11 protein-coding genes are annotated in these 12,859 nt (G+C 66.7%); 3 read left to right on the forward strand and 8 right to left on the reverse strand.

Features of this window, described 5'->3' with window-relative positions; translation table 11 throughout:
- From ACIQ42_RS02355 to ACIQ42_RS02365, 3 genes are all read right to left on the reverse strand, one after another.
- The coding region (locus tag ACIQ42_RS02355) for a GNAT family N-acetyltransferase (protein ID WP_397420619.1) at positions 1-382 on the reverse strand (382 nt) is incomplete at its 3' end.
- The gene (locus tag ACIQ42_RS02360; protein ID WP_397420620.1) at positions 382-915 is read right to left on the reverse strand and encodes a GNAT family N-acetyltransferase; all 534 of its coding nucleotides are present in this window, start codon (positions 913-915) and stop codon (positions 382-384) included. The genes ACIQ42_RS02360 and ACIQ42_RS02355, both read right to left, overlap by 1 nt.
- Positions 916-931: 16 nt before the next feature.
- Positions 932-1,303 carry a VOC family protein gene (locus tag ACIQ42_RS02365; protein ID WP_397420621.1) on the reverse strand — a complete coding sequence of 124 codons (372 nt, stop codon included), beginning with the start codon at positions 1,301-1,303 and terminating at the stop codon, positions 932-934.
- A 115-nt stretch (positions 1,304-1,418) separates the two neighbouring features.
- Here ACIQ42_RS02365 and ACIQ42_RS02370 point away from each other — a divergent pair, with 115 nt between their 5' ends.
- Positions 1,419-3,797 carry a penicillin acylase family protein gene (locus tag ACIQ42_RS02370; RefSeq protein ID WP_397420622.1) on the forward strand — a complete coding sequence of 793 codons (2,379 nt, stop codon included), beginning with the start codon at positions 1,419-1,421 and terminating at the stop codon, positions 3,795-3,797.
- An 8-nt stretch (positions 3,798-3,805) separates the two neighbouring features.
- Positions 3,806-5,596, forward strand: coding sequence for a gamma-glutamyltransferase (gene ggt, locus ACIQ42_RS02375; RefSeq protein WP_397420623.1), 1,791 nt, complete (start codon positions 3,806-3,808; stop codon positions 5,594-5,596).
- A gap of 19 nt (positions 5,597-5,615) precedes the next feature.
- Here the strand turns inward: ggt and ACIQ42_RS02380 are convergent, their stop codons facing one another.
- On the reverse strand, positions 5,616-7,682 hold the full coding sequence (locus tag ACIQ42_RS02380; RefSeq protein WP_397420624.1) for a TonB-dependent receptor domain-containing protein: 2,067 nt from the start codon (positions 7,680-7,682) through the stop codon (positions 5,616-5,618).
- A 108-nt stretch (positions 7,683-7,790) separates the two neighbouring features.
- On the opposite strand from ACIQ42_RS02380, the gene ACIQ42_RS02385 reads away from it, so the two are divergent.
- Positions 7,791-7,976 carry a penicillin acylase family protein gene (locus tag ACIQ42_RS02385; protein ID WP_397420625.1) on the forward strand — a complete coding sequence of 62 codons (186 nt, stop codon included), beginning with the start codon at positions 7,791-7,793 and terminating at the stop codon, positions 7,974-7,976.
- A gap of 73 nt (positions 7,977-8,049) precedes the next feature.
- Here ACIQ42_RS02385 and ACIQ42_RS02390 read toward each other — a convergent pair whose 3' ends face one another.
- The 4 genes from ACIQ42_RS02390 to ACIQ42_RS02405 all read right to left on the reverse strand — a co-directional run bounded on the left by ACIQ42_RS02390 (position 8,050) and on the right by ACIQ42_RS02405 (position 12,724).
- Complete coding sequence (locus tag ACIQ42_RS02390) at positions 8,050-10,146, reverse strand: TonB-dependent receptor plug domain-containing protein (RefSeq protein WP_397420626.1); 2,097 nt, start codon at positions 10,144-10,146, stop codon at positions 8,050-8,052.
- 110 nt (positions 10,147-10,256) lie between these two features.
- Positions 10,257-10,949: an SDR family NAD(P)-dependent oxidoreductase gene (locus ACIQ42_RS02395; protein ID WP_397400162.1), complete on the reverse strand. Its 693-nt coding sequence runs from the start codon at positions 10,947-10,949 to the stop codon at positions 10,257-10,259.
- Between the two features lie 4 nt (positions 10,950-10,953).
- Positions 10,954-12,126: an acetyl-CoA C-acetyltransferase gene (locus tag ACIQ42_RS02400; RefSeq protein ID WP_397400161.1), complete on the reverse strand. Its 1,173-nt coding sequence runs from the start codon at positions 12,124-12,126 to the stop codon at positions 10,954-10,956.
- Between the two features lie 94 nt (positions 12,127-12,220).
- Entirely contained in the window at positions 12,221-12,724 is a 504-nt protein-coding gene (locus tag ACIQ42_RS02405) for a GAF domain-containing protein (RefSeq protein WP_397420627.1), read from the reverse strand.
- Positions 12,725-12,859 lie beyond the last annotated feature (135 nt).

Below are 12,859 nucleotides of genomic sequence, written 5' to 3' on the forward strand. Positions count from 1 at the left end.
GCAGCGCCTCGCTGGCGTAGCCTCGCCCCCGCTTCCAGGGGACAACGGCATAGCCCATATGCCCGAACACATGCGCCGGCAGCTCACTCGTCCCCGGCTGCCACCGAAACCCGATCGAGCCGCAGAATTCGCCGTCCCAGAGCCAGCGGTTGTATCCCGGCAGCCGCCGCGCCTGGCTGCCGTCCGGCAGGATGATGGGCGCGCCCCTGGCCTCCACATCGTCCAGCGACGCCACGAACCCGGCCGCGTCCCGGGCGATCCAGGCCAGATCGGCGCGGATGGTCTTCTCCAGTCCGATGTTGTCCCGCGACCAGCCCCGCTCCAGGGCGTCGACGAAGCCCGGCAGGGTCGCCAGCGACGGTTTCAGTAACTGAAGAGCCATCAGGACCAATCCATCTCCGGACGCGCCACCCAGACGAGACCGGTCCAGGCCGCGACCGTGTCGTAGTTGGCGACAAAGTCACGGTCTGGCGCGCGCGCGAGCCCGAGACGGCCCATCACGGCCTGCGAGCGGATGTTGTCGGGCGCCGTGTAGCTGAGCACCTCCTCCCAGCCGTGACGCCGAAAGCCGTCGCGCAACGCGGCCCGGGCGCCCTCCGAGGCGTAGCCCGCGCCCCACGCGGAACGCACAAGACGCCAGCCGATTTCGAGGCCGGGCGCGACCGGATGCGTCGGCCAGATCGGCATCACGCCGACGTAGCCCAGAAACGCGCCATCAAGGCGTTCCAGCACTAGCCGCGAAAAGCCGTATGTTTCAAACGCCGCCGCATAGCGGTCGAGTTTCGTGTCGCTGTCGGCGCGGGCCAGCGGCCCGCCATAGTCCGCCATGACCTCCTTGTCCGAGTGCATGGCGGCCAGCGGCGCGCGGTCGCTCTCACGCCAGGGACGCAAACGAACGCGCGCCGTTTCGATCATATTCGGCCCTTCAGCCTCAGCCCATGTTGAAGATGCAGACCTTGTTGCCGTCCGGGTCCCGGACATAGGCGCCGTAGAAGGTGGGCATGCGCTGGCCGGGGGGGCCGTCGCAGGTTCCGCCCGCAGCGACACCGGCGGCGTGGGCGGCGTCGACCTGCTCCTTCGTGCCGGCGGGCAGGCCGAACATCGTGCCATTTCCGGCGGTCGCTGGCTGCTCGTCATAGGGCTTGCTGACCGCCAGCATCCCGGGTGTTTCCTTGCTGCCGTAGAACTGCATGCGATCGCCGTTGGCGAAGGTGCGTCGTCCGCCCAGCGGCGCCAGCAGGGCGTCATAGAACTTGGTCGCGCGTTCCAGGTCGTTGGTGCCGATGGTTGCGTAGCTGATCATGTGAAATCCTCCCGATGAGAGGTGATCCTAGCGGATAACCTTCACGTAAGCGCAAGCGTTGCGTGACAGCGCGGGTTCAATGGTTTCAAACTCGGTCCAAACGGGGAGTGCGACGATGGTTCGGGGGTCAGGGATTCTAGCGGCGCTGACGATGCTGGCTGGCGCCGCGCACGCGGAGGTTTCAACCGCCGTCCGGCAGGAAGACCGCACGCTGGCTGGACTGAACCAACCCGCTGAAATGATCATCGACCGGTGGGGCATCCCACACATCTATGCCCAGAGCGCTCGCGACGCCTTTTTCCTCCAGGGCTACAATGCGGCGCGAGACCGCCTCTGGCAGATCGACCTGTGGCGAAAGCGCGGGCTGGGTCGGCTTTCGGCCAGCCTGGGTCCGGCCTATGTGGCGCAGGATCGCGCGGCGCGACTGTTTCTCTATCGCGGTGATATGGCGGCGGAATGGGCGGCTTATGGACCCGGTGGGCGCGAATCCGTCGAGGCGTTCGCTGCCGGGATCAATGCCTATGTCGCCGAGGTTCGAGCCGGCAAACGCCCCCTGCCCGTCGAGTTCGGCCTCACGAAGAGCCAGCCCGAAGACTGGAAGCCCGAGGATGTGCTGCGCATCCGCAGCCACGCGCTGGTGTCCAACGTGACGTCCGAGGTGGCCCGCGCCCGGGTGGTTTGTGCAGGCGGCGTTGAAGCTGACGCGCTGCGCCGCAAGCTGGAACCCGCCCACAAGCTGAGCGTTCCGAAGGGGCTCGACCCCTGCGACGTGCCGGCAGATGTGCTGAAGGACTATGTGCTGGCGACCGAGCCGGTGAACTTCAAGGCTCTGGCCGACGCCAGGACCGCCGAGGTCGACACGGACATCAAGCTCGCCGAGGTGATCGATCGCCGGGCGGCGGAAGGCTCCAACAACTGGACGATCTCGGGCGCGCGCACGGCGACGGGTCGGCCGATCCTGGCCAATGACCCGCACCGGCCCGTAGGCGTGCCGGCGCTTCGCTACATCGCCCACCTGGAAGCGCCCGGTCTGTCGATCATCGGCGCTGGAGAGCCGGCGCTGCCGGGCATCTCCTTTGGCCACAACGGGACGACCGCCTTCGGCATCACCATCTTCTATATCGATCAGGAAGACCTTTACGTCTACGAAACGAGGGGGGCTACCTACCGCTACAAGGGCGGCTGGGCGCCGATGACTACGGTCCGCGAGACCATCGAGGTCAAGGGTGAGGCGCCCCGCGAAGTAGAACTGCGCTTCACCCGGCATGGTCCAGTGGTGTCGGAGGATGCCGCCAGGGGCCGCGCCTTCGCGATACGCACCATCTGGGGTGAACCGGGGCTGGCGGGCTATTTCGGCTCGGCCCGCATGTGGCGCGCCAAAGGCTGGGACGACTTCCAGACCGCCCGCAACAAGTGGGGCGCGCCGCCGCTGAACCTCGTCTATGCCGACACCTCCGGCGAGGTGGGCTGGTCGGCGGCAGGCCGGACGCCGGTGCGACCCAACTGGGACGGCCTGTTCCCGGTGCCGGGCGACGGACGCTATGAGTGGAAGGGCTTTCTGGAGGATGGCGGCCTGCCGGTCAGCCGCAATCCGGCGGCCGGTTTCTTCGCTACCGCCAATGAGATGAACCTGCCCACCGACTATCCGCGCGACGAGCGCAAGCTGAGCTATGAATGGGCGGACGCGACCCGCTCGGTGCGGATCAAGGAAGTGCTGGCGGCCACGCCCAAGGGCACGCTGGCCGATTCCATGGCCCTGCAGACGGATGCCGTCAGCGCCCAGTCCCGCCGCGGGATCGCGCTTGTCCGGACCTTGGCCTCCGCCGACGCCGAGGTCGCCCGCGCGCTGGATACCCTGAAGACCTGGGACAGCAACCTCGCGGTCGATAGCGCCGCCGCCGCCATCTATGAAGTCTGGGCCAACAAGCATCTGGGACGGGCAACCGTCGCCGTCGCGGCGCCAGAGTCCGTGCGGGAGATGATCGGCAATAGTTCGCCTGACCCGATCCTGACCTGGCTCGAGGCTGCGCCGCCCGCCATCCGCGACCCGATCCTGTTGTCGAGCCTGGCCGCCGCTGTCGCAGAGTTGAAGGTCCGGCTGGGACCGGACATGTCGACATGGGCCTGGGGGCGATTGCATGTGGCGCGGTTCACACCCGCCATCGCCGCCCTGGCGGGGCCGGAACTCGCCGCCCAGATGAGCCTCGGCCCCTTGCAGATCCCGGGGTCCGCCTCATCGCCTCGCGCCGCGACCTATTCCATGAGCGATTTCAGCCAGACGGCCGGCGCCTCGGTGCGGTTCGTGATGGATGTCGGAGCCTGGGACAACTCCATGGCCATTAACACTCCGGGCCAATCCGGAGACCCTTTGAGCCCGCATTATCGGGATCTGTTCCCGCTCTGGGCAGCGGGCGGCTACGTGCCGCTGCGCTACAGCCGCGAGGCAGTGAACCGGGACGCCGAGACGGTGGTGCGGTTCGCGCCGGCGAAGTAGGAACTCAAATGCGATTCCTGGTCCCCGACGCGTCATCCCTCTGCCGATGGGCGGCGACCCTCGTCGCTTCGGTCGGCGCTCTCCTGGCCGGCGTCGCGCAGGCCGCGTCCCACGCCCCCGTCGCCGGCAGCGGCGGCATGGTGGTGAGCGCCCAGCACCTGGCCACCAACGTCGGCGTCGACGTCCTGCGGCGCGGCGGCAACGCCGTCGATGCGGCGGTAGCCGTGGGCTACGCCCTGGCGGTGGTCTATCCGCAGGCCGGCAACATCGGCGGCGGCGGCTTCATGACCGTGCGCCTCGCCGACGGCCGCACCACCTTCCTCGACTTCCGCGAGAAGGCGCCGCTCGCCGCGACAGCCGGCATGTTCCAGGACGCGAAGGGCGATCTGATCCCTGGGCTTTCCACCGACAGCTGGAAGGCGGTCGCCGTCCCGGGCACCGTCATGGGCCTTGAGACCGCACGGGCCCGCTACGGGACAATGTCGCGTGGCGCGCTGATGGCGCCGGCGATCAAGCTGGCCCGCGACGGCTTCGTCCTGGGCCAGGGCGACGCGGGGATCATGGCGCTGGAGGCCGAAGGGTTGGGCCGGGACCCGGCAGCGCGGCGCATCTTCCTGCCGGCCGGCAAGCCGCTCACCAAGGGCGACCGGCTGGTGCAGCGCGACCTCGCCGCGACCCTATCGCAGGTCTCGGCACGGGGCCCGGACGCCTTCTACAAGGGGCCTATCGGGGCGGCGATCGCCAGGGCCAGTCAAGGGGGCGGCGGGATCATCACGCGCGAGGATTTCGCCGTCTACAAGGTGCGCGAGCTCAAGCCGATCGAGTGCGACTACCGCGGCTATCACGTGATCTCGGCGCCCCCGCCCAGCTCAGGCGGCGTGGCGATCTGCCAGACGCTGAACATCCTGCAAGGCTACGACCTGGGCGCCATGGGTTTCCGCTCGGCCGCAGAGGTGCATGTGCTGGTCGAGGCCCTGCGGCGGGTCTTCTACGACCGCAACAACAAGCTGGGCGACCCCGACTTCGTGGCCAACCCGGTCGCGCAGCTGCTGGACCCGGCATATGCGGCGCGCCTGCGGGCCGGCATCGACCTTGAGCGCGCCACGCCGTCATCGGCTTTGGGGCCGCCCGCTCAGCCCGGTGAGGGGCGCAACACCACCCACTACAGCGTGCTCGACGCCCAGGGGAACGCGGTGTCGGTGACCTACACCCTGAACGACTGGTTCGGAGCCCACCGTGTCGCCGGCCGCACCGGTATCGTCATGAACAACGAGATGGATGACTTCACGGCCAAGATCGGGCAACCAAACATGTTCGGCCTTGTCCAGGGGGCCAGCAACGCCGTGGCGCCGGGCAAGACGCCGCTCAGCTCGATGAGCCCGACGATCCTGACCAAGGACGACAAGGTTGCCCTGATCATCGGCAGTCCGGGCGGGTCGCGGATCATCACGATCACGCTCCAGGCGATCCTCAATATGATCGACCACGGGATGGACGTGCAGGCAGCGATCGATGCTCCCCGCATCCACGCGCAGTGGCTGCCCGACGTGATCTCCGTCGAGCCGTTCGGGCTCTCGCTCGATACACGTCGCCTGCTGGAAGCCCGGGGCCACCGCCTGAGCGACGAGGGGCCGTGGGGGATCGCCGAAGGCATCGTCACCGGCGCGCCGACGCTCCAGACGCCGGGTCAGACGACCGGCCGGGTGCTGTCGCTGGGCGGCCGTCCGCTGGCTGGCGCCACGATGTTCGGCGGCCACGACGCGCGCCAGACCGGGGGCTCGGCCGAGCCAGTGCGTTAGGCCTGTGGACGGTCGAGCCTCAACGCCCGAATGTCTTGCGCAGCCGCACCAACAGGTTTCCGCCCCACTCCAGGTCGCGGACGTCGGTGTAGTTCAGCCGGCCTTGGCTGCGCGGGCCCACATAGACCTCGCGGATGCGTTTTGCGGCGCGCATGTTGATGCCGTTGGCCTCGACGCGCAGGGTCAGATCCGGCGCCAGGCGATGCTCGGTGAACAAGATCAGGTAGGGCGAGACCTTCTTGGTTTCGATCTCGGTCAGCCGGAACACCCGCTCCCGGAACCCGCCCAGCAGGTCGAGGCCCCAGGTCATCTTCCAGTCGGGCAGCGCCTGGCTGAAATGGACCTCCCAGTCGACAGGGTGCAGCGTTGAGATCTGGCGGTTCGACGATGTCAGCGGGTCCAGCACCTTCGTGTCGCGCCAGGTCACCTGACCCTTCAACTGCGCCGCTTTGAGGCCCAGGCGATCCAGCGGCACGGTCAGGCCGACGGCGATCTCGTTCTTTGACCCGGAGTCGATGTTACCCGGCGCGTCGGCCAGCACCACGCCGGCCGAACTCACTATGGGTAGGCGGTCCACCACGTCCGACAGGTCAAACCGACGATACGTCAGGACGATCGAGCCGTCCTTCCAGAAGCGCCGCTCAAGCGTCGCTTCATAGACCCACGCCTGCTGCGGCGTCAGGTCGGGGTTGCCGGCCACGACCACGCCCGTCGAGGCCACGTTCGGCGAGGCGACGAAGTCGTCGAAGTTGAGCTGGCCCACCTCGCGCTCGACACGCATTCGCACCTGCATCAACGCGTTAGGGTTCCAGGTCACAGCCGCCCGAGGCTTCAAAAAATGCAGCGACTTCTCCAGGGTCACGTCGCCCTCGGACGTCACCCTCGACACCTCCTGCCGCCCACCAGCCTCGAGGGTCAGCTGGGGCGTCGCCTGCCAGGTCCCGCGCAGGATCGCGTTGGCGCGCAGCTCTTCCACCAGGACGTCGCCCGCGGGCAGCGCCACGGCCCGACCGTTGACGCTAAGCCGCGTCTGGCTGTCCAGCCGGTTGTAGGCGCCCTCGCTCCCGATCTCGATCTTCATGCCCGGCCGGGGCGTGACGTTGAATTGTATCCGCCCGACGGTCTCGTAGTTCTTGCGGTCGAGGGCGAAGTCGCGTGTCAGCGTCGGCGCCTGGAAGTGCGAGCGCTGGTCCTGGATGAACACCTGCTGGAACAGGACGGCCTCGAGGCCGACGATGTCGCTCAGCCGGCGGCTGAAACGCATGCCCGCCTCGTGCTGACCCCGATTGTTCGGCGACTTCTCGTACTCGACCCCGCCTGAGATCCGGTCGGTATCATAGAGCTCCAGTGCGCCGTAGTTGAACTGGAGCGCGCCGTTGAGGCTGAGCAGCCCACCCATGAAGGGGGCCGTGAAGGCGCCCGTCGTCTGGATGCGGTGGCCGTGCTGGTCGGCGTCGACTTCGGAATCGATCAGCCGGGTCCGGCCGTCGGGCGCATACCGGATGCGGTCGCCGTCGCCGTTCTCGTCGTTCGGGAAATGGCCGGTGCTGAACGTCTGGCTGAGTTCCGCCGTGCGACCGCCTGGCAGGGTCCACAGCCCCTCGAAGCGGACGCCGGGCAGGAACCGGCCGTCGTAGACCGCGTCGAAGTAGGGCTGCACCGAGCCCCGGAAGCCGGCCACCTGCTTGCGCACGACGTTGGCGAGCACCGAGCGGCCTTCCATGTCGATGCCGGGCGCGCCACCACGGATCACCTCCACGTGCGCGACCGAGTCGGCTGGAATGCGCCTGAGAATGTCTTCCAGGGGGTCGTTCTTGGCCAGCGGCGGGTGGCCGTCGATCAGCACGTTGCCGCCCGAGCCTTCCAGGCCACGGACCGTCGAGCCCTTGTCGAAGGTGAAGCCGGGCACGCGGATCACCATGTCGTAGGCGCTGACGGGCCGAATATCGGCGAAGAAGGCTGGCGGATAGGCGATCACGCCCCGCTCAGCCGCCAGCGGCGCCACCTGCTGAGTGGACGGAGGCGCAGCTTGCGCCTCGGCCGCCTGCGGTGCGAACGCAGCGGCGATGAAAAGCCAAGTACCCATCTTCGGGGTTTCCTCCCAGATCGCTACCTTTCCAAGGTTCGCGCGCTCAAGCTACCAGTGTTCAAACATCGCTCCGATTTCGAAAGTCCGGTGCGGCTTTGACGTGACATGACGGGCGACATCACCCCCGGGGCGACCGCCATCTATTCAATGACCGATTTCAGGCAGGCCGCTGGCGCGTCTGTGCTGTTCGCCATGGACGTAGGCGCCTGGGACAACTCCATGGCCACCAACACACCTGGCCAGTTCGGAGACCCGTTGAGCCCGCATTATCGCGACCTGTTCCCGCTCTAGGCAGCGCGCGGCTACGTGCCGCTTCGCCACGGCCGCGAGGCGGTGAACCTGGCGGGCCCCTGGGTAGATTGATCTAGCCGCCCAGCGCCTTGCGCACCCGCACGTTCACGCTGCCGCGCCATTCCAGATCACGCACATCGGTGTAGTCCAGTCGGCCCAGATTTCGGGGACCGATGAACACCTCGCGGATGCGCTGGGAATTCCGGAAGGTGACGCCATTGGCCTCGATACGGACGGACAGGTCCTTTCGCGGCTTGAACTCTGTGAACAGAACCACCCAGGGCGAGAACTTCTGGGTCTCGATCTCCGCCAGCCGGTAAAAGCGTTCGCGGTACCCGCCGATCACGTCGACACCCCAGGTCGCATTTAGCCGGGGCAGGTCCTGGCTGTAGTGGACTTCCCAATCAAGAGGGTGCGCCGCCGAGATCTCCCGCGAGCGGTCATCCAGCGGATCGGTGACCTTGGTGTCACGCCAGGTGGCCTGGGTTTTCAACTGGGCGGCAGGGACGCCCAGGCGATCCAGCGGCAGGGTCACGCTGGCCTGAATTTCGGTCTTGGTCCCCTTGCCGATATTGTCCGGGCGATCGGCGGCAGGCAGTCCCGTGACCGGATTTCGGATTATCGCGCCGGACGCGTCGCGTGCGGGGCCGCGATCGACGGTGTCGTTGATTGCAAAATGGCGCACCGTCAGGGCAGCCGATCCGGCCCCCCAGAAACGCTGCTCCAAGGCCGCCTCATAGACCCAGGCCTGCTGGGGCGTCAGGTCGGGATTACCCGCCACGACCGTGCCGGTCGCGGCCACATTCGACGACGCCACGAAGTCGTCGAAGTTGAGCTGCCCGACTTCCCGTTCCACCCTCAGGCGGACCTGGCCGTTCTTGTAAGGAACCCAGGTAATCGCTGCCCTGGGCTTCAGGAAGTTTTGCGACTTCTTCAGGCTGACATCACCCGCCGAAGTGACGCGTGACGCCTCCTGACGCAGCCCCATGTCCATGGAGAAGGCCGCTGACGGCCGCCAGGTCCCGCGCAGAAACACCTCGCCGCGTAACTCCTCGACCTGCACGTTGGCGGCAGGCACCAGAACGGCGCGATCGTTAACGGTCAGGTCCGTCGCGCTATCCAGCTTGTTGAAGGCACCCTCCGCCCCGGTTTCAAAGGTCAGGTCCGCAAAGCCTTTCACCCGGAACTGCACCCGCCCGACGCTCTCGGAGGTCTTCCGGTCCGACAGGAAGTCCCGGGTCAGTCCCGGCCCCTCAAAGCGAACATCCGTCACAAGCTTGCCGAACGACTGGAAGGCCACGCTTTCAAGAGAAACGTGCTCGTTCAGGACGCGGGTAAAGCGCCCCCCGAGTTCCAGTTGCTTTCGCTGGATGTCGTTGAACTGGTACTCGAGCCCCGCGGCGCTGCGATAGTGGTCGTAGATCTCTGTCCAGCCAGGGTTGACCTGCAAAGTGCCCGTTAGCCGCACCTTGCCACCCAACAGAGGCGTCTCGTAAGCGCCGTTGGTGTACATCCGAACGCCAAAGCCGAAGGCCTCGACCTGGGATTTCAGGCGCACGGTGTTGTCGGCGTTGTATCGGGTTCGCGGCCCGACGCCGAGGTCCGGGTTAGGCATGTGCCCGCTGCCAAACACCTGGCTGAACTCCGCCGAGCGCCCGCCCGGCCAGCTCCATTGCCCCTCGAACCGTAGGCTCGGCAGTACCCTTCCATTGTAGACGAAGAACAGAGCCGGTGAGACGGCGCCCCGAAACCCGGCAGCCTGACGACGCACCACATTGGCCAGTATGGTGCGGCCCTCCATGTCGATTCCCGGCGCCCCGCCGCGGATCAGCTCGATGCGCTCGACGCCGCCTGCAGGAATGCGTTTCAGGATTTCGTCCAGCGAATCTGTCTTGGAAACCGGCGTCTGACCGTCGATCAGGACATTGCCGCCGGCGCCGGCGAGGCCACGCACAGCAGCGCCCTTGTCGAAGGCGAAGCCGGGAACCCGCAAAACCATGTCGTAGGCGTTGGCTGGCTGGGATTCCGCGAAAAAGCTCGGGGGATAGGCGATGACCCCACGCGCCGCATCCGCCGCATCCGCCGCAAGCGGCGTCGACGGTGCGGACGCTACGGGCGCCGCCTGAGGCGCGGCTGCTGTTGCCGCCGCCAGCATCATAGAACCCAGCATTGGGGTCCCCTCCCTGCCGATAGTCTCTCCTACTTCGCAGGATCGAGCTATGGGTGATCAGTTACAGCCGTGAAATGCGAAGGGCAGACCCTGCCGATCCGGCGCAGTCCTCAAACCCGCCCGGTTACCGGGATCAGCGCACCGGTCACCCCGCTGGCGGCCTCGCTGGCGAGAAACAGGATTACAGCCGCCAGTTCGTCCGGCGCGACCCAACTGCCGAAGTCGGCCTGGGGCATATCGACCCGGTTGGCTGGCGTGTCCAGGATCGACGGCAACACCGCATTGACCGTGACACCATCGGCCTTCAGCTCTTCAGCCAGGCTTTGCGTGAGGCTGTGGACGCCGGCCTTCGAGGCCGCATATGGCCCCATGCCAAGCGAGGCCTTGAGCGCCGCGTTGGCGCCGACGTTGACGACCCGACCAGCGGAACTACGGCGCAGGTGGGACGTCGCTGAACGACTGATGTTGGCCGCCGTCTGGACATTCATCAGGAACATCTTGTACCAGCTGTCGAACCCGCTGGCCTCCAGCGTTTCCCACCTGAATCCGCCTGCAATATTGAGCAGCGCATCGAGACCGCCAAAACGGTCGGCGACCGCGTCGACCGCCGCACCCGCAGCGATCGTGTCGGTGAGGTCAACGCCGCCGAGCACCAGAACATCCGGGCCATCCGGCAAATCCGGCGGCGGCGCCTTCGCAAAATCGATCAGCGCCAGCCTTGCACCCTGCGCCGCCGCAGCCCTCGCCACGGCGGACCCGAGAACGCCGAACGCGCCAGTAATGGCGATGACGCGTCCGACCAAAGGGCTAGAGCCTCTCGACGATGGTGACGTTGGCCAGGCCACCGCCTTCGCACATGGTCTGCAGGCCATACTTCTTGCCGCGCGCCTGCAGGGCGTAGAGCAGCGTCGTCATCAGCTTGGTTCCCGAAGCGCCGAGCGGGTGGCCCAACGCAATGGCGCCGCCGTTGACGTTGACCTTGGCATGATCGGCGCCCAGCTTCTGGATGAAAGCCACCGGCACAGAAGCAAAGGCTTCGTTGACTTCGAAAAGGTCAATGTCGTCGATCGACATTCCGGCCCGCTTCAGCGCCCGCTCGGTCGCCGGGATCGGGGCTTCCAGCATGATCACCGGGTCATGGCCCAGCAACGACAGGTGATGCACGCGGGCCATGGGGGTCAGGTTGTGTTCCTTGAGCGCGCGCTCCGAGACCACCATCACGCCCGAAGCGCCGTCACAGATCTGGCTGGACGTGGCCGCCGTGATCCGGCCGCCCTCCTGCAGTAGCTTCACGCCGCGCATACCGTCCAGGCTTACGTCGTAGCGGATGCCTTCATCACTGTCGTGGCGGACGGCATTGCCTTCGGCGTCCATGCCGTCGAGCGCCAGGATCTCATCACGGAACGCACCGGCCTGGGTGGCGGCGATGGCACGCTGGTGGCTGTGATAACCGTACTCGTCGAGCTGATCCTTGGTCAGGCCGTATTTGGCCGCGACCATTTCGGCGCCGGCGAACTGGCTGAACTGGATGTTGGGATAGCGGTCTTCCATGCGCGGACTCTTGGGCACGCCCATGCCCGCCTTGGCAGGAAGCATCACCGACATGCCCATCGGGGCGCGGGTCATGCTCTCGACGCCCGAGGCGATCACGACATCCATGGTGCCGCTCATCACCGCCTGGGCCGCGAACTGCAGCGCCTGCTGAGAGGATCCGCACTGACGATCAACAGAGGTGCCGGGTACGCTTTCGGGTAGCTTGGACGCCAGCACCGCGTTGCGCGCGATGTTGGTGCTCTGCTCGCCAGCCTGGGTGACGCAGCCCATGATCACGTCCTCGACAACGGCCGGGTCGATCCCGGTGCGGACGATCAGCTCGTCCAGCACGCTTCCGGCCAGATCCGCGGGGTGCCAGCCGCGCATGCGGCCCCCTTTGCGGCCTCCGGCGGTGCGGGTTGCGGCGACAATATAGGCCTCGGCCATGGGAATGCTCCGTTCGCAGTGCGCCTTCCGGGCGCGACAAAAACCAGCCTACCGAAGGCGCCGCAACGTAAGACAACGCGGAGCGCCCTGCCTGTCAGACGGGGTGGGAGAACGTGGCCGCAAGGATGCGCTCCAGCCAGTCCCGATCCACAGCGTCGAACGCGGCAGGTCTGTCGGAATCCACGTCAAAAACGGCCATCAACGCCCCGTCTGGCCCAAACACCGGCGCCACAATCTCGCTGGCCGAGCGTCCGTCGCAGGCGATGTGACCGGGGAAAGCGTGCACGTCTTCCACCAGCTGGATCGTCCTTGTTGCCGCCGCCGTTCCGCAGACGCCGCGTCCGAAGGCGATCCGCATGCAGCCGAGCGTACCCTGGTAGGGCCCCACAACCAGCTCGTCGCCCCTCAAGGGATCTACAACATAGAACCCGGTCCAGAAGTAGTAATCGAAGCTGTTGGCCAACATCGAGGTGACCGTCGCCATGCGCGCCACCACATTGGGCTCGCCCGCCAGCACCGCCGCGATTTCCTCCGCAACGACTTCATAGCGGCGGGCTTTTTCGTCCGGCAAGATCAGTTCATTGAAGGTTTCGGCCATCTTCCCGCTTTCTAAACCGCGAATGCGGAGGGGAAAACCCCATAGAGTCTGGGGAGATCACGGCTCACCCAACGACACGTGCGGACCGTCGAATTCCATGGTCTACTGTCAGACAAATGAAGGTACGGAAACCCG

The organism is Phenylobacterium sp., assembly GCF_044372605.1.
GTDB lineage: Bacteria > Pseudomonadota > Alphaproteobacteria > Caulobacterales > Caulobacteraceae > Phenylobacterium.

What these genes read in the sequence shown, in the direction of transcription:
- ACIQ42_RS02400 (WP_397400161.1), bottom strand. Translation starts at nt 12,126, where the DNA reads ATGGCCGAGGCCTATATTGTCGCCGCAACCCGCACCGCCGGAGGCCGC.
- ACIQ42_RS02365 (WP_397420621.1), bottom strand. Translation starts at nt 1,303, where the DNA reads ATGATCAGCTACGCAACCATCGGCACCAACGACCTGGAACGCGCGACC.
- ACIQ42_RS02380 (WP_397420624.1), bottom strand. Translation starts at nt 7,682, where the DNA reads ATGGGTACTTGGCTTTTCATCGCCGCTGCGTTCGCACCGCAGGCGGCC.
- ACIQ42_RS02370 (WP_397420622.1), top strand. Translation starts at nt 1,419, where the DNA reads ATGGTTCGGGGGTCAGGGATTCTAGCGGCGCTGACGATGCTGGCTGGC.
- ACIQ42_RS02390 (WP_397420626.1), bottom strand. Translation starts at nt 10,146, where the DNA reads ATGCTGGGTTCTATGATGCTGGCGGCGGCAACAGCAGCCGCGCCTCAG.
- ggt (WP_397420623.1), top strand. Translation starts at nt 3,806, where the DNA reads ATGCGATTCCTGGTCCCCGACGCGTCATCCCTCTGCCGATGGGCGGCG.
- ACIQ42_RS02385 (WP_397420625.1), top strand. Translation starts at nt 7,791, where the DNA reads ATGACGGGCGACATCACCCCCGGGGCGACCGCCATCTATTCAATGACC.
- ACIQ42_RS02360 (WP_397420620.1), bottom strand. Translation starts at nt 915, where the DNA reads ATGATCGAAACGGCGCGCGTTCGTTTGCGTCCCTGGCGTGAGAGCGAC.
- ACIQ42_RS02405 (WP_397420627.1), bottom strand. Translation starts at nt 12,724, where the DNA reads ATGGCCGAAACCTTCAATGAACTGATCTTGCCGGACGAAAAAGCCCGC.